Genomic DNA, 20,680 nt, shown 5'->3' on the forward strand with positions numbered 1-20,680 from the left:
GCCGCCCCGCCATTCAGATCGCCGCGTTGAGGTCGTCCGCAATCGTGTTGAAGACGTCCTTGAGGTCGCCCCCGACCGTCGTCAGTGCTGCGACGAGGCCCACTGCGATCAGCGCGGCAATCAGGCCATATTCGATGGCCGTCACGCCTTGCTCGTCTTGGACGAAACCGCGGACTTTCTGGATGAACGTGGACATGGCTATTCTCCTTTCGGACTGCTATGAAAACCCCGTTGTCGCGGATCGACGCGGGGAGCGGGTACTACCGGCACAACAAAAGGATTCGAATGCAGCGCTCAGCGACGCACACGGCAGGGTACGAGCCTCGCTGGGCGAACGATCGTCGGTGAGCTGATGCGAGCGATATGCATGCACGCTGCGATCTGGCGAATGACGCGATCGAGCAGAACGGCGTAATGACCGTCCCGGGCATGAATACGGATTGAACGGATGACGCAAACGCGTCGATACCACTGCGGGTCTTCTTCACGGCATGCAAGCCGCGGCGTGCTCTGGTCTTTCATTTTTATTCCCCAAATGCTGTCATGTGATTCTTGTTGCGCGGACGATGCCGTCGTCTATTCGCTCGGTCGACGTTTCCGGCGGTTTTCAGGACCTGGGCGGCGTATTCCCCGACGCGCCCTCGATCCGTCGCTTTCCGCAGGTGATTGAGTCCGGTTTTGTCAGTCTGTTGCTTCAACCGGTCGTTCATCTCGTCGTCGACTGTCGTGCGGACCTTGACGCAAAGAGCAGGCCAGCCGGAAAGAAACCCAGGCGCAGCAAGGGTTCCGGCGATTTCCCCGTCGGTCGCGTACTGGCGCGATGCACGAAATGTTTCAGATTTGATATACGCATGCCGGCCGGCACCGCCTGCCGGCCGGGCCCCGTCGTGCTGTGCAAGGGCCACAAAAAATTTTCTCGGGACTTTCCCGAATCCATGCAGCCCGTCGCCCGACGCAAATTCCGCACGCCGCCGGACCGGGCAAAAACACGGAATGTTTCAAGCGAGAAACATCATTTGCGCCGATACGGTTTTCTCAGACGTGAAAACCCGTTTTTCAGCCATGTCGCGGTCGAATCGCGATTTCACGATTCAGCCCGTGGTTTGCATCACGCGATTTTTTCTCCAACAATGCATTCACCGGAAAGCGCCATCGAGCGCGAATCGAACCGGATACACGACAACACAAAAAGCTGCGGCAGATCAGGCAGCCTTCACCGCAAACGGGGCATCATGTACACAGCCAATCGTGGAGTGCGCTATCGCGCCAAACGCTGTGCTCAATGGCTGACAGCAGACCGAATCGTTCCATACAGTTGCATCATGCTGCTGCTGTGCGTGGCGTTTCTGATCACCTGGGCTGTCGTAACGGATGCCTTCACATCGCAGACGGCCGCACGTCCGGGCGTCGACTTCTCCGTGTTCTGGACCGCATCGCAGCTCGTGCTGCAAGGCCACGCCGCAGCGATCTACGATCCGGTCTTCTTCTCTCATGCCGAGGTCGCGAGGTTCGGTGCCTATATAGGTCACCAGTCGCTGCCCTGGCTCTATCCGCCGACGATGCTGCTGTTCATCGCGCCGGTTGCCCTCGTGCCTTTCCTGCCCGCGTATTTCCTCTTTTTTGCGGGCAGTCTTTTATGCTACGCGTATGCCGTGCTGCGACTGTCGGGCCTGCGTGCGCACCTGCCTGTTCCGCGCGCTGCCGCGCTCGTCGTGCTGGCCTACTCCGGCGTGTTCGCGTCCGTCCTGTACGGGCAGAACAGCATCCTGACCGCCGGCATCGCGGCACTCGCGCTGCATTTGCTTGGCCGACGCCCGATCGTCGCCGGCATGCTGATCGGGTTGCTCGCCATCAAGCCGCAGATGGCGATGGTGTTTCCGTTCGTGCTGATCGCGACGCGCTCGTGGCGCACCTTCGCGTCGGCGGCGATCACGACCGTGCTGTTCGCGGTGGCCGGCATCGCGCTGACCGGCACGGGAGCGCTGAGCGGCCTGGCTCACGTGATGTCGATCGTGCGCGGCATGCATTTCACCCTTCCTGCCTACTGGTTCGTCTCACCGACGCCATTCGCGGCACTCCGCCTCGCGGGAGCATCGATTCCGGTCGCGCTTGCCGCGCAAACCGCCGTGGGGCTGCTCGCAATCGCTGCCGCCGTTCAAGTGTGGCGCCGCACGGACGACATGCGGCTGCGCGGCGCGGCGCTGGCGGTCGCGACGCTGTTGACGACACCCTATCTGTGGCATTACGAGCTGGCTTGGCTCGGCATCGCGGTCTTCTGCCTGATCGCTCACGGACTCGACGATGGCTGGTTGCCGGGAGACCAGATCGTGATCGTGCTCGCCTGGCTACTGCCGATATTCGAAGTGTTCAACCGGATCACGAAGCTGCCTCAGATCGGCTCGGTCGTGCTGCTCGCCGTACTGTTCATCGTCGTGCGTCGCGCAACTCTCGCCCCGCGGGGTGCGCAATGAAGCCGCCGCTTTCCCTTCTGCACGTCGATTCGGCCATCGACGCGCATCCGGAGCTGCCGATCGCCGGCCCGCGCCGTTTCCCGCACTGGCTCAACCGCGATCGGGTGCGCCTCTATGCGGCAGCGGTACTGCTCACCGAGTTGCTGTTCATCTGCGTGTACCTCGCTCGCGTGTATTGGTCGCACACATCCATTCCCGAACCGCTGGCGCAGGATCTCGCGCCGCTCTGGAGTGCTGCGCGGCTCGCCGCCCACGGACACGGAGTCAGCGCATGGCATTTTCCTTCGCTGTTCGAAGTGGAGAAGCTCGCGATTCCGACGATGAGCGCCGCGGACGGCTCGCTGCCGTGGCTCTACCCGCCCACGATGCTGCTGTTCGTGCTGCCGCTCGGCTGGCTGCCGTACCTGCTCGCGCAGTTGCTGTGGCTCGGCGTCACCTACTCGCTGTTCGTGGCAACGATCCGGGCAACCGTACAGCGCGACACCGCTCTGCTTTGCGCACTCGCGTTCCCCGGCGCGTTTCTCACGGTGCTCGTCGGTCAGACGAGCCTCCTCACCGCGACGATCGCCGGCTGCGGGCTGTTGATGCTGAATCGCCGTCCCGTCGTCGCCGGCATCTGCTTCGGCATGCTGACGATGAAGCCACAGATGGCGGTTCTGTTTCCGCTCGCGCTGCTGTGTGCCGGACAATGGCGTACGCTGACCGCCTGGGCCGCGACGATTGCCGGCGGCGTCGCACTGTCGACGCTCATGTTCGGCGTCGACGCATGGATCGCCTTCGCTCACGGCTTGCACGATGCATACCAGATCGTCGGCGCCGGCCAAGCACGGCTCGCACGCATGCCGACCGTGTTCGTGCTCGCCACGAGCGCGGGCTGGAACACTTCCGTCGCGCTCGGCCTGCAGCTGCTGTCTGCCGCAATCGCCGCGCTCGCCGTCGTGTACTCGTGGCGCGGTGCATGTTCGTATGCGCTGCGCGCCGCCACCCTCGTGTGCGCGTCCCTGACCGTCGGCCCCTACCTGTACGACTACGACCTGACCTGGTACGGGCTCGTGATCGCGTGGTACGCACGCTATGCATGGACGCACGGCTGGCGGCGCTTCGACCGCGAATGGCTGATGCTGCTGTGGGTGATGCCGCTGGCCGGCCTCGTACTGGTGCCTCATCTGTCGTTCCAGTTCATCCCGCTCGTCACGCTGGCGTCGCTGGCGCTGCTCGTCAGCCGGATTGCACAAGAAAGGCACGACATGCCGTCGATGCCCGACGCACGCGACAACTCGACCGAGACCGGCTTCCCGCATCCGGTCCGCTCACACCACCGCCCGGCGCACGGACTGCGCCGCACCGGCCGCCCGACCTTCGGTGCCGGCCGCTGACACGCACGACGTTACAGGGGAACCCATCATGCGCGAACCACTCTACACTCCACTTGTTTCGCTGGTCGTACCGTTCTACAACGAAGGCGAAGCCGTCGAACGCTTTTTCGACGTCGTGATTCCGCTAATGGCCGGCCTCGACGCGATCCGCTTCGAGATCGTTTGCGTGAACGACGGTAGCCGCGACGACACGCTCGAACGCCTGATCCGGGTCAGCATGACCGATCGCCGCGTGCGCGTCATCGATCTCACGCGCAACTTCGGCAAGGAAGCGGCGCTGACGGCCGGCCTCGACGAAGCGGCCGGCGACGCGGTGATTCCGCTCGACGCCGACCTGCAGGATCCGCCGAGCCTGATTCCGGTGATGCTCGAGCACTGGCGCGACGGCGCGGAAGTCGTCGCCGCGAAGCGCAGCAGCCGCGCATGCGATTCGTTCGCGAAGCGCACCGCTGCGGCGATCTACTATCGCGTGCACAACATGCTGTCGGACGTGAAGCTGCCGGAGAACGTCGGCGACTTCCGGCTGATGGACCGCAAGGTCGTAAACGCGTTGCGCAGCCTCCCGGAGCGCCATCGCTTCATGAAAGGACTGTTCGCGTGGGTCGGCTACCAGACCGTGATCATCGAGTATCAACGCGAAGCGCGCAGCGCCGGCCACTCGAAATTCTCCGGCTGGAAGCTGTGGAATTTCGCACTCGAGGGAATCACGAGCTTCAGCACCGTGCCGCTGCGCAGCTGGACCTACATCGGCCTCGGCATCGCCGCGCTCGCATTCCTGTACGGTACGTTCATCGTGGCCCGCACGCTGCTGTTCGGCAACCCGGTGCTCGGCTATCCGTCGCTGCTGTCGGTGACACTGTTCATCGGCGGGATCGAGCTCGTCGGCATCGGCGTGGTCGGCGAGTACATCGGACGCATCTACGACGAATCGAAGCAACGCCCCGTCTATCTGATTCGCCGCCGCTACCAGACGCACGCCAAGGTGATCGAGCTGCCGATCGCGCGCGATGCGCGGCGCCCGAACGCACGCCGCCGCGCGCAGCCGGCCCGCGTGCGGGTGGGTGCGCGCTGAGCTGCGGAGCTGACGATGTTCGAACTGCTTTTTGCCGAGCGCGTGCGGCTCGTGCGCTTCGGCTTGTCCGGACTTGGCTCGACCGCGCTGCACCTGCTGATCGCATCCGCGATGTACGCGCTGTTCGATGCGACTCAGGTGATCGCCAACGCCGTCGCGTTCGTCTGCGCGACAGCGTTCTCGTATCTCGCGAATACGCTGTGGAGTTTCTCGTCGACCGTGCATTCGCGCAACCTGCTGCGCTATCTGACCGCCGCGCTGGCCGGCTTCGCCGAAACGATGCTGCTCGCACGCACCGCCGAGCTGCTCGATGTGCCGCGCGGCTGGGCAATCGTTGCGATTGCGCTGCTGATCCCGCCGACGATGTTCGTGATGCATCGGTTGTGGACGTATCGGTGACGGCACTGGGGTCAGAGTATTCACTGATCGGTCACGAAAGCATCGCGCCGGAGACGACCAACGCCTGCTAGCATGGTGCGTGGCCGGTCCGCATCGGGACGCTGCCGGATCGGTGTCGCGGGGCGTGGTGTTCCGTCGGTCAGCCGCTCCCCGTGTCGGCCGTGCCGAAGCACTTCGGCGCGGACGCTTTCCGCGGCACGCATTGTGCGATGCCACTCACATTCGCCTTCCATCCAGCGCCCGGCTTCGCCGCATGCTGTCGCGCGAGCCGGCGGCACGAGATTCGCCCATGCCCAGGAAAAAATCCAGCCTCTGGCTACGGCCGTTCGATCTGTTTTCCGCCGCCGCGAATACGCGCCCCAAAAGGAAGACGACCAAACCGGCGGCAGTGGCCAAGCGCTCCACCGACATACGGCCCCCGCGTCGCACAGGGCCGGCGCCCGCCGCGCGGACATCGCCGCACCAGGCACCCGGCACGTGGCTGCGGTCGTTTCATTCCGCGCGCCCGGCCGCCGGCCGCCTCGTCAACCATCTCGCCTATGCGCTGTACCTGCCCGCCGCTTCGGCGCCGAGCGATGGCATGCCCGTCGTCGTGATGCTGCACGGCTGCAAGCAGACGGCCGAATCGTTCGCCGCCGGCACGCGCATCTGCCGCATCGCCGAACGCGCCGGGTTTGCCGTGCTGTTTCCCGAACAGGCGAAAACCGCCCATTCGCATCGCTGCTGGAACTGGCATGGCGATGCGTCGCAGTCGGAAGCCCCGGCGATCGCGTCACTGGTCGACGCGATCGTGCAGGCGCGCGGGTTCGACCGCGACCGGATCTACCTGGCCGGCATGTCGGCCGGCGCGGGGCTGGCGGCACGGCTGGCGATCGAGTTTCCCGATCTGTTCGCGGCCGTCGGCCTGCACTCGGGTCCGGCCATCGCGCCGCCGTTGTCGACGATGGCGGCGATGAGCCTGATGCGCCGCGGCCTGCGCGACGATCCGATCGGCATCGTCGACGCCTGCGTCGACGTGCGCGCTTTTCCTGGGATGCCCGCGCTCGTCGTGCATGGCGGGCTCGATACGGTCGTCGCCGAGCAAAACGCGCGGCAGCTCGGCGTCGCGTTCGCGCGGATCAATCGGCTCGTCGACGAGCACGGTGAACTGCGTGCCGGCGAGCAACATACCTACACGCACGACGATGCGGATTACACCGACTATCTGCGCGGCGGCCGGCTGATCGTTCGGATCTGCGTCGTCCGCCGTCTGGCGCACGCGTGGAGCGGCGGCGATCCGCGCGAGGCGTTCCATTCGGCGACGGGGCCGGACGCGACCGCGATGTTCTGGAATTTCTTTCGCAGGCGGCGGCGCAAGCGCGTGCGGTGACAGCGCGTCATTCCTCGGTCATGCCCGCTGCTCGGCTGCCGCCGCCGCATCCGCGCGGCCCTCCATGCGCCGAATCGGCAGTCGAACGCAGAACGTCGTGCCACACCCCGGCTCGCTCGTCACGTCGATCGCGCCGCGATGACGCTCGACGATGCCGTGCGACACCGACAGCCCCAGCCCCGTGCCCTGCCCGACCGGCTTCGTCGTGAAGAACGGATCGAAGATCCGCCGAACGACGTCGGGCGTCATGCCGGTTCCGGTATCGCTGATCGCGATCGTCACCTGTTCGCCGTCGCTCGACGTGCGGATCGTGATTACGCCGCGCACCGGAATCGCCTGTGCCGCGTTGACGAGCAGGTTCATGAACACCTGGTTCAACTGCGACGGAAGGCATTCGACTTGCGGCACGTCGCCGTACTCACGGACGATGTCGGCCTTGTACTTGAGTTCGTTGTGGACGACGTTGAGCGTACTTTCGAGGCCCGCGTGAATATCCACCACGCTCCACTCGCCGCTGCCCGGTCGCGAGAAATCACGCAGGTCCTGCACGATCCGCCGCACCCGCACCGCGCCGTCGATCGATTCGTCGATCAGCGTCACGATCTCGTCGCGCACGTAGTCCAGATCAGACGCGCCACGCATCGCCGTCAGCGCGTCGCGCGTCGCCGGTTCGAGCTGCGCCAGCGCGGCGTCGTGCGCGGCGATCACGTCGAGCAGGCTTCGCACCCACGTTCTCAGCGTATTGAGGTTCGCGCTGATGAAACCGATCGGATTGTTGATCTCGTGCGCGACGCCGGCCGCGAGCTGGCCGATCGACGCGAGTTTTTCCGATTGCAGCAATTGCACATGGGTTTCCTCGAGCGCGCGCAGCAGGCGCCGCTGTTCGTCCTTCTCCTGTTCGAGCCGACTCTGCGCCGCCCGGCGTTCGTCGATCTCGGTCGCCATGTTCTCGCGCGTGCGCTGCAGCATCGCCGTCGTCTGTTCGTAGCGCCGCAACGCCGTTTCCAGCTCCGCGGTACGCAAGCGCACGAGCCGTTCGAGCGTGCCGGTCATGCCGCGCAGAAAGGTCGTGCGCGCATCGAAGCGGCAAACGAGCAGCGTGACGATCAGCGTCGCCATCGTGAACAGCGCGATGGTCGTCGCGAGCCACGGTGCATCGATTCCGTTCGCGGCGCCGCAGCGCGCATCCGGCGCGAAATGCGCGGCCGCCATCGCGGTGTAGTGCATGCCCGTGATCGCGATGCCCATGATCAGCGCGGCGCCGATACGCTGCGTGGTCGCATGGCGCGCCTGTTGCGCGCGCAACGTCTGCGCCATCCAGAGCGCGACGGTCGATGCGATCACCGCGACGCCGATCGACGCCGCGAACAACGCGGGATCGTAGCGAATGCCGGGCGCCATGCGCATCGCGGCCATGCCCGTGTAATGCATCCCGACGATCCCGGCGCCCATCAGCACGCCGCCCGCCAGCAGGCGCCGGCGGCTCAACCGCGCGCGCGTGACGACGTTCAGCGCGAAATACGACACGAGCACCGCGATCGCCAGCGACGCGCCGGTATCCGGCAGCGCATAGCCGAGCGGGATCGGCAGCGACAGCGCCAGCATGCCGACGAAATGCATCGACCAGATTCCGGTGCCCATCGCGGCCGCGCCGCCTGCCAGCCACGCGCGCTTGAGCGTCGGGTTGTCGAGCAGCGAAATGAATGCGGCCAGATCGAGCGCCGTATAGGAGGCCAGTGTCGCGATGACGAGCGACAGCAGGACGAGCAGCAGATTGTAGGTGCCATGCATGATCGAGCGCCCCGGTCGATATGAACGCGTTGCCGCGGCGCGTGACCGATCGCGCGCGACGGCCGAGCAGTCCCGCGCGACGTCAGGCAGGCGGCGTGCCGGCCGGCGCCTGTGTCGACGCCGTGGCGCCGGTCAGCACGAGAATGTCGAACGTCGTGCCTTCGCGCGCCTCGAAACGGCGCACGAGCTCGATCTGGTGCGCCGACATCACGCTGCCCTTCGTCATCAACAGCACCCCGCGATGCGTGCGCAGATCATCGGCGAGCTGCATTCCTTCGCGCAACTGCTCGGACCGGACCTCCGCGACGGACGCCGCGATGCGCAGGCTCGCCGGATCCCGCACCAGTTCGATGAAGCGCGCGACGAGCAACGGGTCGTAACGCACGCCGGCCTGGGAGTGCAGCACGTCGATCGCCTGCTCGACCGAATGCGGCGACCCGATCTCGCCGTTGCGCAACCCTTCGAAATCGCGCGCGATCGCGACGATCCGCGAGCCGAGCGGAATCGCGTCGCCCGCGAGCCCGTCCGGCGTGCCGCGTCCATTGAATCGCTCGTACTGATGCAGCACGATCGACGCGACCTTATGCAATTGCGCGACCGGCGTGAGCACCATCTGCGCACGCAGCGGGTGCTGCTGGAACAGGCTGTGTTCGTCCGTCGTCATCTTCACGATCGGCTTGTGCAACAGCTCGTCGGGCAGCGACAGCTTGCCGATGCCGTGCAGCAGCCCCGCGAAATACACGTCCTGCGCGTGCAGGCTGCTCATTCCCGCCGACAGCGCGAGACGGCGCGCGATCTCGCCGACGCGCATCGCATGCCCGCTCGCCGACCCGCAGCGCATCTCGATCATGCTCGCGCAGACCTGCACCATCGCGGTGAAACTGCTTTTCAGGTCGTGCTGCGCCGCTTCGAGAAACATCACGGTTTGGCCGAGTTCCTCGGTGCGCGCGCGAACCTGTGTTTCGAGTTCCGTGTTGAAGCGGCGCAGCGTTTCGTTCTGCGCTTCGGTCAGCGCGGCCAGCCGGGCGGCCTCGCCACGCAGGCGCCGCTGTTCGAGCGCCTGCTCGATGGTCATCAGCAGGTCGTGATCGTCCCATGGCTTGTTCAGGTAGCGATACACGCCGCCTTCGTTGACGGCCTCCACGATCGACGCGATGTCGGAATAGCCGGTGAGCAGGATACGCATCGTGTCCGGGTACAGCGACCGGGCGCGGGCGAGAAACGCCGCGCCGCTCAGGTTCGGCATGCGCATGTCCGATACGATCAGGTCGACTTCGGTCGACGCCAGGATGTCGAGCGCGGCTTCCCCGCTTTCGGCGGTCAGGATGTCGTAGCGCGCGGGCCGCAACACGCGCTTGAGCGCGGACAGTACGCTCGGTTCATCATCGACCAGCAGGATCGAAGGGATGGCGACCGGGTTGTCGGATGCGGCTTCGGCGATCGTTTCGGGTGATGCATCATTCGTTCCGTTTATCGCGGATGTCGTCATGGCAGGCCTCGGAGCGTTTATCTTCACTACCTCTGTGACATCGGCTCCTGCCGCGCATTCCATATTGGGGAAAACGCTGATTCGCATGACGCGAATCAGCGGTATCCGGCGCACGATCGGCCGCGCGCAAGCCGGTCGTCCGGAACGCGCGATGCGGACTTCCGGTATCGTTGCGGGACGCGTCGATCGTGGCGCGCCCCGTCGCATCATTCACCCCGCATGGAGCATTCATGATTCTGGAAATGGCATCCCTCGAAATCGATCCGTCGCAGGCCGAGCAATTCGAAGCGGCGGTTCGCCAGGCACTCCCGCTGTTCGCCCGCGCGCGCGGCTGCGGCGGCGCCGAGCTCCACCGCGTGATCGAGCGCGACGGCGGCTACCTGCTCGTCGTCAAATGGGACACCGTCGACGATCACATGGTGCATTTCCGGCAATCGGACGACTTCCAGGCGTGGCGGCAACTCGCCGGGCCGTTCTTCAAGAGCCCGCCGCAAGTCGTGCATACGGAAGTCGCGGTGAAGTAACCGACGCGAAACAACCGTCGCCACGCGCCAACCGATCCGTCGCGGACGACGCTGCGTCGGCGCCCTGATCGCCCGCCGTTCCGGCACATCCGATTCCTTGCGAGCCCTTTCATGACCGTCGATCCTTCCGTCCTTTCCGCATTCACCCCGACCGGCAAGCTGCGCGCGTCGATCAATCTGGGCAATCCGATTCTCGCGAACCGCGACCCGGCCACCGGCGAGCCGTTCGGCGTATCGATCGACCTCGCGCGCGCGCTCGCCGAGCGGCTGTCGGCCGAGCTCGAACTCGTCGTGTTCGACGCCGCCGGCAAGTCGGTACAGGCGCTGACCGAGGAACGCGCCGATTTCGGCTTCTTCGCGGTCGATCCGCTGCGCGGCGAAACAGTCGCGTTCACCGAACCTTACGTGCTGATCGAAGGCTTCTATCTCGTGCGCGACGATTCGCCGATCCGAGGCAACGCGGACGTCGACCAGCCGCACAACCGCGTGGCCGTCGGCAAGGGCAGCGCGTACGACCTGTTCCTCTCGCGCGAGCTGAAGGCCGCGCAGATCGTGCGCGCGCCGACATCGCAAGCCGTGGTTGCGACGTTCATCGAGCAGCAGCTCGAGGTCGCGGCGGGCGTGAAGCAGCAGCTCGAGGCCGACGCGGCGAAGACGACGGGCCTGCGCCTGCTCGACGAGCGTTTCATGGTGATCCGCCAGGCGATGGGCGTGCCGAAGAGCCGCGGCGAAGCAGCCGCCGCGTTCCTCGGCGCGTTCGTCGAGGAAATGAAGGCGTCGGGCTTCGTCGCGGATTCGCTGCGGCGGCATGGCATCACGGGCGCATCGGTCGCGCCGCCACGCTGACGGGCACATCGCCGGCTCGCCGGGCCGTGGCGCCCGACGGCCGTGAGCCCGGGTCTCACGCGGGCCGGATTGCCGGCGTACCGGCCGACGACATTCGACGTTCGGGGTCGGGCGGCGGCAATGCGCCGACGCGCGAAGGGTGCGAAAAAAGGTTCCGTGTGGATTTCCGTCGATGTGCTGTTCGCCCCCCTTTACAGCGCAATCGAGCGTAGACCGGCCGCACTGAAGCGTGGTCGCGTGTAACCATGTGCGCGCGCAGGCTGCACGTTTCCGATGCTGACATAAAATAGAACGTACTCCAGACTGAAAAAAGGGGGCCGACATGAGGCGCCTCTATTTCCTCGTACCCGACACGCAGATGGCGAAGGCGATCGTGGATGACTTGCTCCGCGCTCGCATCACCTGGCGCCATATCCACGTTCTCGCCGACCACAGTGTCACACTTGATGAGTTGCCCGAAGCATCTCTCCTGCAAAGCAGCGATGTCGTGCACGCGCTCGAGCGTGGCGTCGCACTCGGCGGCGCAACGGGCGCGCTCATTGGTCTCGTCGCGCTTGTCTACCCTCCTGCCGAGCTCGTGATCGCGGGCGGCGCCGTCGTCGCGTTGACGGTGGTGGGTGCCGGTTTCGGAGCATGGACGGCCGGGATGATCGGCATCGCCGAGCCGAACGCACGACTCGAGCGATTTCGTGAAGCAATCAAGGAAGGCCAGATTCTGATCATGGCCGACGTGCCGGCATTGCGAGAACAGGAAATCGAGCAGATGATCGCCCGGCATTTTCCGAAGGCGGATCTGGAGGGTGGCGAGCCTACGTCACCGGTTTTCCCCTGACACCCGGAAACCGGTCTGCCTGAGTGCCGAGGTTGATCCTTCGGCAAGGAGGTCCTATGGAACTGCACATGCAATCACACCATTGGCAACGGCGCATGCCGGATTGGCTCGCCGCTGCCGTAGCGGGTCTTGCGGGTGGTGCGCTGGTGATCGTGCTCGAATTCTTCTGGTCGACCATGGTGCTCGATGAAAGCCCGTGGCAACCGACCCACAAGATCGCGGCAATGGTGATGGGCCGCGGTGCGCTCGAACAGATGTCGGTGTTCAGCTTCGGCATCGTGGGAACGGCGCTGCTGCTGCACTACGTGCTCGGCGCCATCATGGGGATGATCCTTGCCGCGATCATGGCCCCGTTCCGCTTCGATTCGAGCGTCGGCATGGAGGCCGTCGTCGGGCTGGCTTTCGGGATCGTCGCGTACATATGGAACTTCTACGTGATGACGGCCGTATTCCCATGGTTCATCTCGGAGCGAGGATCCGGTCCCTTGTTGGCCAACCTGCTTTTCGGTGTGGTCACCGCCGTCGTCTACGGCATGCTTGAACGGCGCAAGCAGAACGCGATGCACTGACACGCCGTTTCTTCGCGCCGCGCGACACGGCTGCCTCGACAATCCATGCCGAAGGCGGCCGTCTTGCGCGTCGCCGCGGGAAGTGGCCATCGATCGTGCGATGCGGGTATGGGGGCGTACTTCCCCCCGTGCGCTGCCTTGCACGATGCAAAGGAGCGGACTACCTTTTCCTTAGAGCCGCCGACGACGCTTGGCGAATTGGTCTTGGTGGACTGCCGGCAAAATGTAATACGAAATTCGGCAAGGCGGCACGACGATGCCGGAAGCGCGAGTTGGCGGCTCCGGCGAGTGACGCGCGGCGAGGCGGCCCATGGCGCTTGCGATTGCCCTGATCGTGATCATCGCATTGGCGGTGGGGTTTCACTTTGCCAGTCCCTGGTGGATCACGCCGATCGCGTCCAACTGGGTGCGCATGGACGACATGCTGACGATCACGCTCGTCATCACCGGCGCATTCTTCATCGCGATCAACCTGTTCATCGCAATCGCGCTGATGCGATACCGCCACCGCGGCGGGCATCGCGCGGCCTACGAGCCGCACAACCGGCGGCTCGAATGGTGGCTGATCGGCCTGACCGCCGTCGGCGTGGCGGCGTTGCTGGCGCCCGGTCTCTTCGTCTACGCGGACTACATCCGGCCACCACGCAACGTGCTGCAGATGGAGGTGCTCGGCCGGCAATGGCAATGGCGCTTCCGCTTTGCCGGCCCCGGCGGCAAGCTGGGCACGACGGACGTGCGCTACGTCAGCAACGACAACCCATTCGGCCTGAACCCGGCCGACCCCAACGGCCGCGACAACTACCTGATCGAGACGCCCGAGGTCCACCTCCCGCTGAACCGGCCGATCCAGGTTCTGACACGGTCGCTCGACGTGCTGCACGACTTCTATGTGCCGCCGTTCCGTGCGCGCATGAACATGGTGCCCGGCATGGTGACGACCTTCTGGTTCACGCCGACCAGGGCCGGGCGTTACGACATCCTGTGCGCGCAGCTTTGCGGTCTCGGGCACGCCAGCATGCGCGGCGTGGTGGTGGTGGAAGACGAAGCATCGTTCTCGCGCTGGCTGGCGCAGCAGACCACTTTCGCGCAGCGGCAGCAGGCCGGCGTGGAGGCCGCAGCCGCCACGGCGGGCGGCAGCGCGCAAGCGCTTGCCGACCAGGGCAAGGCGCTCGCGGCAGCCAAGGGCTGTTTCGCGTGCCATACCGTGGACGGCAGCCCGCGCGTGGGTCCGACCTGGAAGGGCCTGTACGGCAAGACCGAAACGATGGCCGACGGCAGCACCGCGAAGGTGGACGAAGCCTATCTGCGCGCGTTCATCCGCAACCCGACGGCCCGCGTCGTGAAGGGGTACGCGCCGATCATGCCGCATTTCGACCTGAGCGAGCAGGAGCTCACCGCGCTCGTGACCTACATCGAATCGCAAGGCGGCCCGGCTGCCAGCAGCGCGGCCAACCGCCAGCCCTAGCGGAGCAGACGCAATGCCCTACGCGCACATCGACCACGTCCCCAAAAGCTTCTGGACCCGCTATGTCTGGAGCCAGGACCACAAGGTCATCGCCGTGCAGTATTCGCTGACGGCCATCGCCATCGGTCTGGTCGGCCTCGTCCTGTCGGACCTGATGCGGTTGCAGCTCGGCTTTCCCGGCAAGTTCAGCTTCATCGACGCCACCCACTATTACCAGTTCGTCACCATGCACGGGATGATCATGGTGATCTACCTGCTGACCGCGCTGTTCCTGGGCGGCTTCGGCAACTACCTGATCCCGCTGATGCTGGGCGCGCGCGACATGGTATTCCCGTTTCTCAACATGCTGAGCTACTGGGTCTACCTGCTGGCCGTGCTGGTGTTGGTGGCAAGCTTCTTCGTGCCCGGCGGGCCGACCGGTGCGGGCTGGACGCTGTACCCGCCCCAGGCCATCCTGCCCGGCACGCCGGGTGTCGAATGGGGCATCGTGCTGATGCTCGTATCGCTGGCGATCTTCATCGTCGCGGCAACCATGGGCGGCCTGAATTACGTCACCACCACGCTGCAGGCGCGCACCCGCGGCATGACGCTCATGCGCATGCCGCTCACGGTGTGGGGCATCTTCATCGCGACCATCATGGCGCTGCTCGCATTTCCGGCGCTGTTCGTATCGGCGGTGATGATGCTGCTCGACCGGACACTCGGCACCAGTTTCTTCATACCGGCCGTGGTGTCGATGGGGCAGTCGCTCAAGCATGCCGGCGGCAGCCCGCTGCTGTTCCAGCACCTGTTCTGGTTCTTCGGACATCCGGAGGTCTACATCGTCGCGCTGCCGGCCTTCGGCATCGCGTCGGACCTCATCAGCACCCACGCCCGAAAGAGCATCTTCGGCTACCGGATGATGGTGTGGGCCATCGTCATCATCGGCGCCCTGAGCTTCGTGGTCTGGGCGCATCACATGTTCATCGCCGGCATGGATCCGTACTTCGGATTCTTCTTCGCGACCACCACGCTCATCATCGCCATCCCGACCGCCCTCAAGGTCTACAACTGGGTGCTGACGCTGTGGCGCGGCGACATCCACCTGACCGTGCCGATGCTGTTTGCCATCGGCTTCATCAGCACTTTCGTGCTCGGCGGACTGACCGGGCTTTATCTCGGCAACGTGAGCGTGGACATTCCGCTGTCGAACACGTACTTCGTGGTGGCGCACTTCCATGTGGTGATGGCCGTGTCGCCAATCCTCGTGGTGTTCGGCGGCATCTACCACTGGTATCCGAAGGTGACGGGCCGCATGCTCGACGACACGCTCGGGCGCGCACACTTCTGGGTTACCTTCGTCGGCACCTACGCGATCTACTTCCCGATGCACTATCTCGGCATCCTCGGCATGCCTCGGCGGTATTACGCGTATGAGGGATACAGCTTCATCCCGCACTCGGCGCAGACGCTCAACACCTTCATCACCGTCGTCGCGCTGATCGTGGCGGTGGCGCAGTTGCTGTTCCTGTACAACCTGGCGTGGAGCCTCGTGCGCGGCGAGCGTGCCGACGGCAACCCATGGCGGGCCACCACGCTGGAATGGCAGACGCCGCAAACGCCGCCGGCGCACGGCAACTGGGGCGACGCGCAGCCCGTCGTCTATCGGTGGGCGTACGAATACAGCCCGCCGGGACAAGCGGAAGACTTCGTCCCGCAAAACCAGCCGCCCGCGACGGCACCCGAACCGGAACCGGCCCGCACGACGCTTCAACCCGGCGAGGCACGCAAATGACCACGCTGCCGCGCACCTTCGTTCCCGACACGCAGCCGCCCGGTTTGCCGAATGCGAGCCGCATCGGCCTGATCGTGTTCATGGCTGTGGCAACGGCATTGTTTTCACTGCTGCTGCTCGCTTACGGCATGCGCATGCGCGAGCCGGATTGGCTGCCCGTCCCGCATCCGGCGCTGCTGTGGTGGAACACCGGCGCGCTCGCGCTGGCAAGCGTTGCCATGCAGCGTGCCCGGCAGTTGACCGTGCACCGCATGGCATTGCTGGTGTGCGGCGGTGTGCTGGCCGCCGTGTTCGTGATCGGGCAAATGGCCGCGTGGCGCATGATGTCGGCGGCCGGGCAGACCGTCATCGCCAATCCTTCCAACAGCTTCCTCTACCTGCTCACCGGCCTGCACGGATTGCACGTGGTCGGTGGATTGGCGGCCTGGGCCGTGACGATCGCGCGACGCAGGCATGGGGATCCGTTCCGGGCTCAACGCGCCATTTCGCTATGCGCCCTCTACTGGCATTTCCTGCTGGCGGTCTGGCTCGTGCTGCTGGCGGCGATGTGGTGGCTCACCCCCGTGTTTGTCGCCGCCATCTGCGGGCCGCTGTATGGAGCCGCGCCATGACCTCGCCCACGCCGCCGCCCGAATCCGCTGCCACTCCGCCCGCCGACGCCGGCCCTGACGGCTGGCGCGGCATCGTCACGGACTGGTCGGCCGATCGCGAAGCCTTCAAGGTGCCGTGGGGCAAGGCGATGATGTGGATCTTCCTGCTGTCGGACACCTTCGTCTTCAGCAGCTTCCTGATCGGCTACATGACTGTGCGTATGTCGACCACGGCGCCGTGGCCCGACACGTCCAAGGTGTTCGGACTCACCGTGGCTGGCGTCGACGTGCCGTTGCTGCTGATCGCCATCATGACGTTCACGCTGATCACCAGCAGCGGCACCATGGCGATGGCCGTCAATTTCGGCTACCGGCGCAATGCGACGCGCGCCGCCGCACTGTTGCTGGCGACCGCGCTGCTCGGCGTGACGTTCGTGTCGATGCAGGCCTTCGAATGGACCAAGCTGATCGTCCATGAAGGTATTCGCCCGTGGGGCAACCCGCTGGGCGCCACGCAGTTCGGCGCGTGCTTCTTCATGATCACCGGGTTTCACGGCTTTCACGTGACCTGCGGCGTGATCTATCTGCTGCTGATCGCACGCAAGATCCTGCGGCCAGGGTTCACCGAGCACGGCAACTTCCAGATCGTCGAGATCGCCGGCCTGTACTGGCACTTCGTCGACCTGGTGTGGGTGTTCATCTTCGCGCTGTTCTATTTGTGGTGAGGCAGGCCATGGACCACACCGATCCCGCCGATCGACCCGACGCCGCGCACGGCCAGCAGCACCCGATCGGCATCTACCTGAAAATCTGGGGCCTGTTGTTCGTCCTGAGCACGTTGTCGTATCTGGTGGATTACTTTCACGTGCAGGGCCTGTTGCGATGGGTGCTGATCGTCATGCTGATGATCGCCAAGGCCGGGCTGATCGTATCGATCTTCATGCACATGATGTGGGAACGGCTCGCGCTGGTGTATGCGATTCTCATACCGCCGCTGTGCCTGCTGGTGCTCATGGTGCTGATGGCGGCTGAAGCGAATCATACCTTCGGAATGCGGGCACTCTTCTTTCATTGATCGGTTTTCTGGTCTGTGCATCGCGTGGCCGATGATTCGGGTTACGTATTATCTGATGCGCTTGCGTGCGAATGGTTGACTTTGGACAGGTGCCGTTAAAGGTGATTGGCCGGTGCCGCCCCATCTCTACCATCGGCAAAGTCCGTATCTACGTCTACAGTGCACCTGAAAACAGCAACCTAAACGCTCACTGTCGCTTGCGCTAGCGTAAGAGTTCGACGATCACGACATCCGTGTCGTCACGCGCCCTCAACTCGAGCCCCGTTTCACCCTTGATGGCAATGCCATCGCGTCGCGCCAGCGTGATCGGCCCGACGTCCAGTCGCCCATGATCTGCAACCAAATATGCAGAACCGGGCACCGGCAAAGCGTGCTGCATCACCGTGCCTTCACGCAGCGTCGCGATACGTACACGCGCGTTGGCGTGAATGGGCAACGCGCCGGCCCTGACATCCGCCGGGTCGCTGCTCGCCAACGTAACGAATCGGCCCTCACGACATCCGAGCGAACAGACTCGCGTCGCGCAGCGCGCGGTACTGGTCAGTGTGCGCGGACGTAGCAGGATCTGGAACTGCCGTGCGGGTAGATTTTCCTCGTTGCGCTCGGTGTGATGGATCGCAGTTCCGGTACTCAGCACATGGACGGAGTTAGCGACCAGACGTGCGCGATTGCCCGCGTCGTCTTCGTGCGTGATGACGCCCGAACGCACCCACGTGACTATCTCGACTTCGCGGTGAGCATGCATGCCGAGGTCCGAGTGCGGCGCGAATTCAACGTCGTTCCACACGTGGAGCGGATCGAGCTGCGCATGGTCCGCGCGATCGGGTTCGCCCGCGGTGAAATGCTGGCGCGCGTCGACATCGCCGCGCCGGAATGCGCGAAGTGTAAGAAAAGGCCGGTGTTCAATCATGGCGGAGTCCGGTTCCGGTACGTTGGGGGCGGATTTGCGAGCATCAAAGATCGCGTTCACCGCGCCCCACGCACCTTAGCCGCGCTCAGATCTGCTGCTGGCCGCCATCGACAAACAATTCGATGCCGTTCACGAAGCTCGCGTCGTCCGAGGCCAGGAACAGCACCGCGCTTGCGATCTCGCCCGGCTCGCCGAGGCGCCCCATCGGGATCTGAGCTGCCAGGTAATCGGCAAGCCCCTGGCGCTGGGCAGCATCGTTACCGGCAAGATCGAGCAGGCCCGGCGTGCGGGTCGCGCCCGGGCTGATCGTATTCACGCGGATCTGGCGGTCCTTGAGGTCGAGAATCCAGTTGCGTGCGAACGAGCGCACCGCAGCCTTGGACGCCGAGTACACGCTGAACGCCGCCGTGCCTGCGCTGCCTGCCGTCGAACCCGTGAGAATCACCGACGCGCCCGTGGCGAGCAGCGGCAGTGCCTTTTGCACCGTGAACAGCACGCCCTTCACGTTGCGGTTGAAGGTCTCGTCGAAGTGTTCTTCGGTGATGTTGCCGAACGGCAGCATCGATCCGCCGCCTGCGTTGGCGAACAGCACGTCGAGGCGCCCCTGTTCTTCCTTGATCTGCGCGTACAGCGCGTCGAGCTCGTTCAGCTTCGTCGAATCGACGCGCACGCCAGTCGCCTCGCCGCCCGCTTCACGGATGCTTTTCACGGCGATGTCGAGTTCGGCCTGACGACGGCCCGTGAGGTAGACGTGCGCGCCTTCGGCCGCGAAGCGCTGGGCGGTGGCGAGGCCGATGCCGCTGGTTGCGCCGGTAACGAGTGCGATCTTGTTGTCGAGTTTGCGTGCCATGGTAGTGCTCCTTTCGTTTCGTTCGGTAGACGTGGGCGTTGGCTGGTTCGGTGTTGCGTGCTGCGATGTAAGGAGAATATCGACGGCCCTGTCTTTTCGAAATAGAATTGATCGCAACTTAACGTTGCACAAATGAAAAGATGAGACGAAATGGCGAAACTGCCTGATTTCGAAGGACTCGCGATGTTCGCGAAGGTCGCAGAGGAGGGATCGTTCGCGGCTGCGGCGCGCGCCATGGGCGTGTCGGTGGCGACGGTCTCGCGCGCCGTGGCCCGCCTGGAGGACCGGCTGGGTGCGCGGCTTTTCAACCGCACGTCGCGCCAGCTTTCGCTGACCGAGTTCGGCCGCACGATCTGCGAGAAGGCCGGCGAGATCTACCGCCGGGCGGAAGAAGCAGAGAGCTCGGCGCGCGAAATGTCGGTGCAGCCGCGCGGGCTGGCGCGTCTGGCGGTGCCGATGTCGTTCGGGCTGCGCTGGGTCGCGCCGCTGCTGCCGGGGTTCTTTCGCGCGTATCCGGAGGTGTCGATCGACCTGCATCTATCGGATGCATCGGTCGATCTGGTCGCCGACGGCTTCGACGCCGCGCTGCGCATTGCCGCGTTGCCCGATTCGTCGCTGGTGGCGCGGCGGCTGTGCGCGGTGACACAATACGTCGTGGCGTCGCCGGAATATCTGAAGCGCGAGGGGCGGCCCACTCACCCGCGCGAACTGGCGGACCGGCCCTGTCTTTCGTACGCGTATCGCGCGCGTAGCGATGTCTGGCGCTTCACGAACGACGCGGGCGAGGAGGAACCGGTGATGCCGACCGGCCCGCTGCGCGTGACGAATTCCGATGCGTTGCTGCCCACGTTGCTGGACGGCCTGGCGATCGCCGAACTGCCCGAATTCATCGCCGCCGAGTATCTGGCCGATGGCCGCCTCGAAGCGATCCTCACGGACTGGTCGCTGACAAAGGGCGGTCTGTACTTCGTCACGCCGTCGGCGCGTGCGCGGCCTGCGAAGGTGGCGGCGCTATCCGATTACTTCGCCGAGCATCTTTCCGATCCCACGTGGCGATGGCCAAAGCCGCAATGAAGGCAGGCGCCCAGCGCAGCGCCGAGGTCGCGCGAGGCACTGGATACGATGGCTGCTGCACAGGCATTCTCGACGGCGCAGCCCGTTTGAAGATATGACAATGAAAGGCCGCTTTAACGATCGAAGCGGCCTAATAGGGTTTCATCCTGACTGGTCGCAGTTGGCCAACAGCGCGCCAAAACCTGCCGCCCGCTGTTCCACCAC

At 64.9% G+C, this 20,680-nt stretch carries 20 protein-coding genes; 15 read left to right on the forward strand and 5 right to left on the reverse strand.

Translation table 11 applies throughout. The features are described from left to right. Positions 1–13: 13 nt before the first annotated feature. Positions 14–196 carry a Flp family type IVb pilin gene (locus tag WI26_RS29150; RefSeq protein ID WP_059510635.1) on the reverse strand — a complete coding sequence of 61 codons (183 nt, stop codon included), beginning with the start codon at positions 194–196 and terminating at the stop codon, positions 14–16. 1,036 nt (positions 197–1,232) lie between these two features. On the opposite strand from WI26_RS29150, the gene WI26_RS29155 reads away from it, so the two are divergent. The 5 genes from WI26_RS29155 to WI26_RS29175 all read left to right on the forward strand — a co-directional run bounded on the left by WI26_RS29155 (position 1,233) and on the right by WI26_RS29175 (position 6,687). Next, complete coding sequence (locus WI26_RS29155; protein WP_069228142.1) at positions 1,233–2,471, forward strand: glycosyltransferase family 87 protein; 1,239 nt, start codon at positions 1,233–1,235, stop codon at positions 2,469–2,471. Then, positions 2,468–3,847, forward strand: a complete 1,380-nt coding sequence (locus WI26_RS29160; protein WP_069228143.1) for a glycosyltransferase family 87 protein — start codon at positions 2,468–2,470, stop codon at positions 3,845–3,847. Before WI26_RS29155 ends, WI26_RS29160 begins: the two co-directional genes overlap by 4 nt. A gap of 28 nt (positions 3,848–3,875) precedes the next feature. After that, a complete protein-coding gene (locus WI26_RS29165) occupies positions 3,876–4,919 on the forward strand; it encodes a glycosyltransferase family 2 protein (RefSeq protein ID WP_059594598.1) in 1,044 nt (347 codons plus the stop codon). 15 nt (positions 4,920–4,934) lie between these two features. Next, positions 4,935–5,318 (forward strand): GtrA family protein, encoded by a 384-nt coding sequence (locus tag WI26_RS29170; RefSeq protein ID WP_059510631.1) that lies wholly within the window; start codon positions 4,935–4,937, stop codon positions 5,316–5,318. Between the two features lie 289 nt (positions 5,319–5,607). Next, complete coding sequence (locus tag WI26_RS29175) at positions 5,608–6,687, forward strand: PHB depolymerase family esterase (protein ID WP_069228365.1); 1,080 nt, start codon at positions 5,608–5,610, stop codon at positions 6,685–6,687. 18 nt (positions 6,688–6,705) lie between these two features. Here the strand turns inward: WI26_RS29175 and WI26_RS29180 are convergent, their stop codons facing one another. Both WI26_RS29180 and WI26_RS29185 read right to left on the reverse strand, forming a co-directional pair. Next, positions 6,706–8,478, reverse strand: a complete 1,773-nt coding sequence (locus tag WI26_RS29180) for a histidine kinase (protein ID WP_069228144.1) — start codon at positions 8,476–8,478, stop codon at positions 6,706–6,708. Positions 8,479–8,560: 82 nt separating this feature from the next. Next, positions 8,561–9,967, reverse strand: coding sequence for an HD domain-containing phosphohydrolase (locus tag WI26_RS29185; protein ID WP_069228145.1), 1,407 nt, complete (start codon positions 9,965–9,967; stop codon positions 8,561–8,563). 230 nt (positions 9,968–10,197) lie between these two features. Between WI26_RS29185 and WI26_RS29190 the strand changes: the two genes are divergently transcribed. The 9 genes from WI26_RS29190 (at position 10,198) to WI26_RS29230 (ending at position 17,642) form a co-directional block, all read left to right on the forward strand. Then, positions 10,198–10,491 (forward strand): antibiotic biosynthesis monooxygenase family protein, encoded by a 294-nt coding sequence (locus WI26_RS29190; protein WP_059539245.1) that lies wholly within the window; start codon positions 10,198–10,200, stop codon positions 10,489–10,491. A 111-nt stretch (positions 10,492–10,602) separates the two neighbouring features. Further along, positions 10,603–11,337 carry an ABC transporter substrate-binding protein gene (locus WI26_RS29195; protein WP_069228146.1) on the forward strand — a complete coding sequence of 245 codons (735 nt, stop codon included), beginning with the start codon at positions 10,603–10,605 and terminating at the stop codon, positions 11,335–11,337. Between the two features lie 322 nt (positions 11,338–11,659). Further along, positions 11,660–12,169, forward strand: a complete 510-nt coding sequence (locus WI26_RS29200; protein WP_059510626.1) for a hypothetical protein — start codon at positions 11,660–11,662, stop codon at positions 12,167–12,169. Positions 12,170–12,225: 56 nt separating this feature from the next. Then, positions 12,226–12,738 carry a hypothetical protein gene (locus WI26_RS29205; protein WP_059510625.1) on the forward strand — a complete coding sequence of 171 codons (513 nt, stop codon included), beginning with the start codon at positions 12,226–12,228 and terminating at the stop codon, positions 12,736–12,738. 310 nt (positions 12,739–13,048) lie between these two features. Then, positions 13,049–14,203: a c-type cytochrome gene (locus WI26_RS29210; protein ID WP_059539243.1), complete on the forward strand. Its 1,155-nt coding sequence runs from the start codon at positions 13,049–13,051 to the stop codon at positions 14,201–14,203. 13 nt (positions 14,204–14,216) lie between these two features. Beyond that, positions 14,217–15,977, forward strand: a complete 1,761-nt coding sequence (gene ctaD, locus WI26_RS29215) for a cytochrome c oxidase subunit I (protein WP_069228147.1) — start codon at positions 14,217–14,219, stop codon at positions 15,975–15,977. Next, a complete protein-coding gene (locus tag WI26_RS29220; RefSeq protein WP_069228148.1) occupies positions 15,974–16,588 on the forward strand; it encodes a cytochrome c oxidase subunit 3 in 615 nt (204 codons plus the stop codon). Before ctaD ends, WI26_RS29220 begins: the two co-directional genes overlap by 4 nt. Continuing rightward, positions 16,585–17,292, forward strand: coding sequence for a heme-copper oxidase subunit III family protein (locus WI26_RS29225; protein WP_069228149.1), 708 nt, complete (start codon positions 16,585–16,587; stop codon positions 17,290–17,292). The genes WI26_RS29220 and WI26_RS29225 overlap by 4 nt, the downstream gene beginning before the upstream one ends. 8 nt (positions 17,293–17,300) lie before the next feature. Then, complete coding sequence (locus tag WI26_RS29230) at positions 17,301–17,642, forward strand: cytochrome C oxidase subunit IV family protein (protein WP_069228150.1); 342 nt, start codon at positions 17,301–17,303, stop codon at positions 17,640–17,642. Positions 17,643–17,844: 202 nt separating this feature from the next. Here WI26_RS29230 and WI26_RS29235 read toward each other — a convergent pair whose 3' ends face one another. Next, on the reverse strand, positions 17,845–18,552 hold the full coding sequence (locus WI26_RS29235; RefSeq protein ID WP_069228151.1) for a pirin family protein: 708 nt from the start codon (positions 18,550–18,552) through the stop codon (positions 17,845–17,847). An 85-nt stretch (positions 18,553–18,637) separates the two neighbouring features. Continuing rightward, positions 18,638–19,402 carry an SDR family NAD(P)-dependent oxidoreductase gene (locus WI26_RS29240; RefSeq protein WP_069228152.1) on the reverse strand — a complete coding sequence of 255 codons (765 nt, stop codon included), beginning with the start codon at positions 19,400–19,402 and terminating at the stop codon, positions 18,638–18,640. Positions 19,403–19,552: 150 nt separating this feature from the next. On the opposite strand from WI26_RS29240, the gene WI26_RS29245 reads away from it, so the two are divergent. Further along, on the forward strand, positions 19,553–20,476 hold the full coding sequence (locus tag WI26_RS29245; protein ID WP_069228153.1) for a LysR family transcriptional regulator: 924 nt from the start codon (positions 19,553–19,555) through the stop codon (positions 20,474–20,476). Positions 20,477–20,680: the final 204 nt, after the last annotated feature.

Origin of the sequence: Burkholderia diffusa, from assembly GCF_001718315.1 — a bacterium.
Lineage (GTDB): Bacteria > Pseudomonadota > Gammaproteobacteria > Burkholderiales > Burkholderiaceae > Burkholderia > Burkholderia diffusa_B.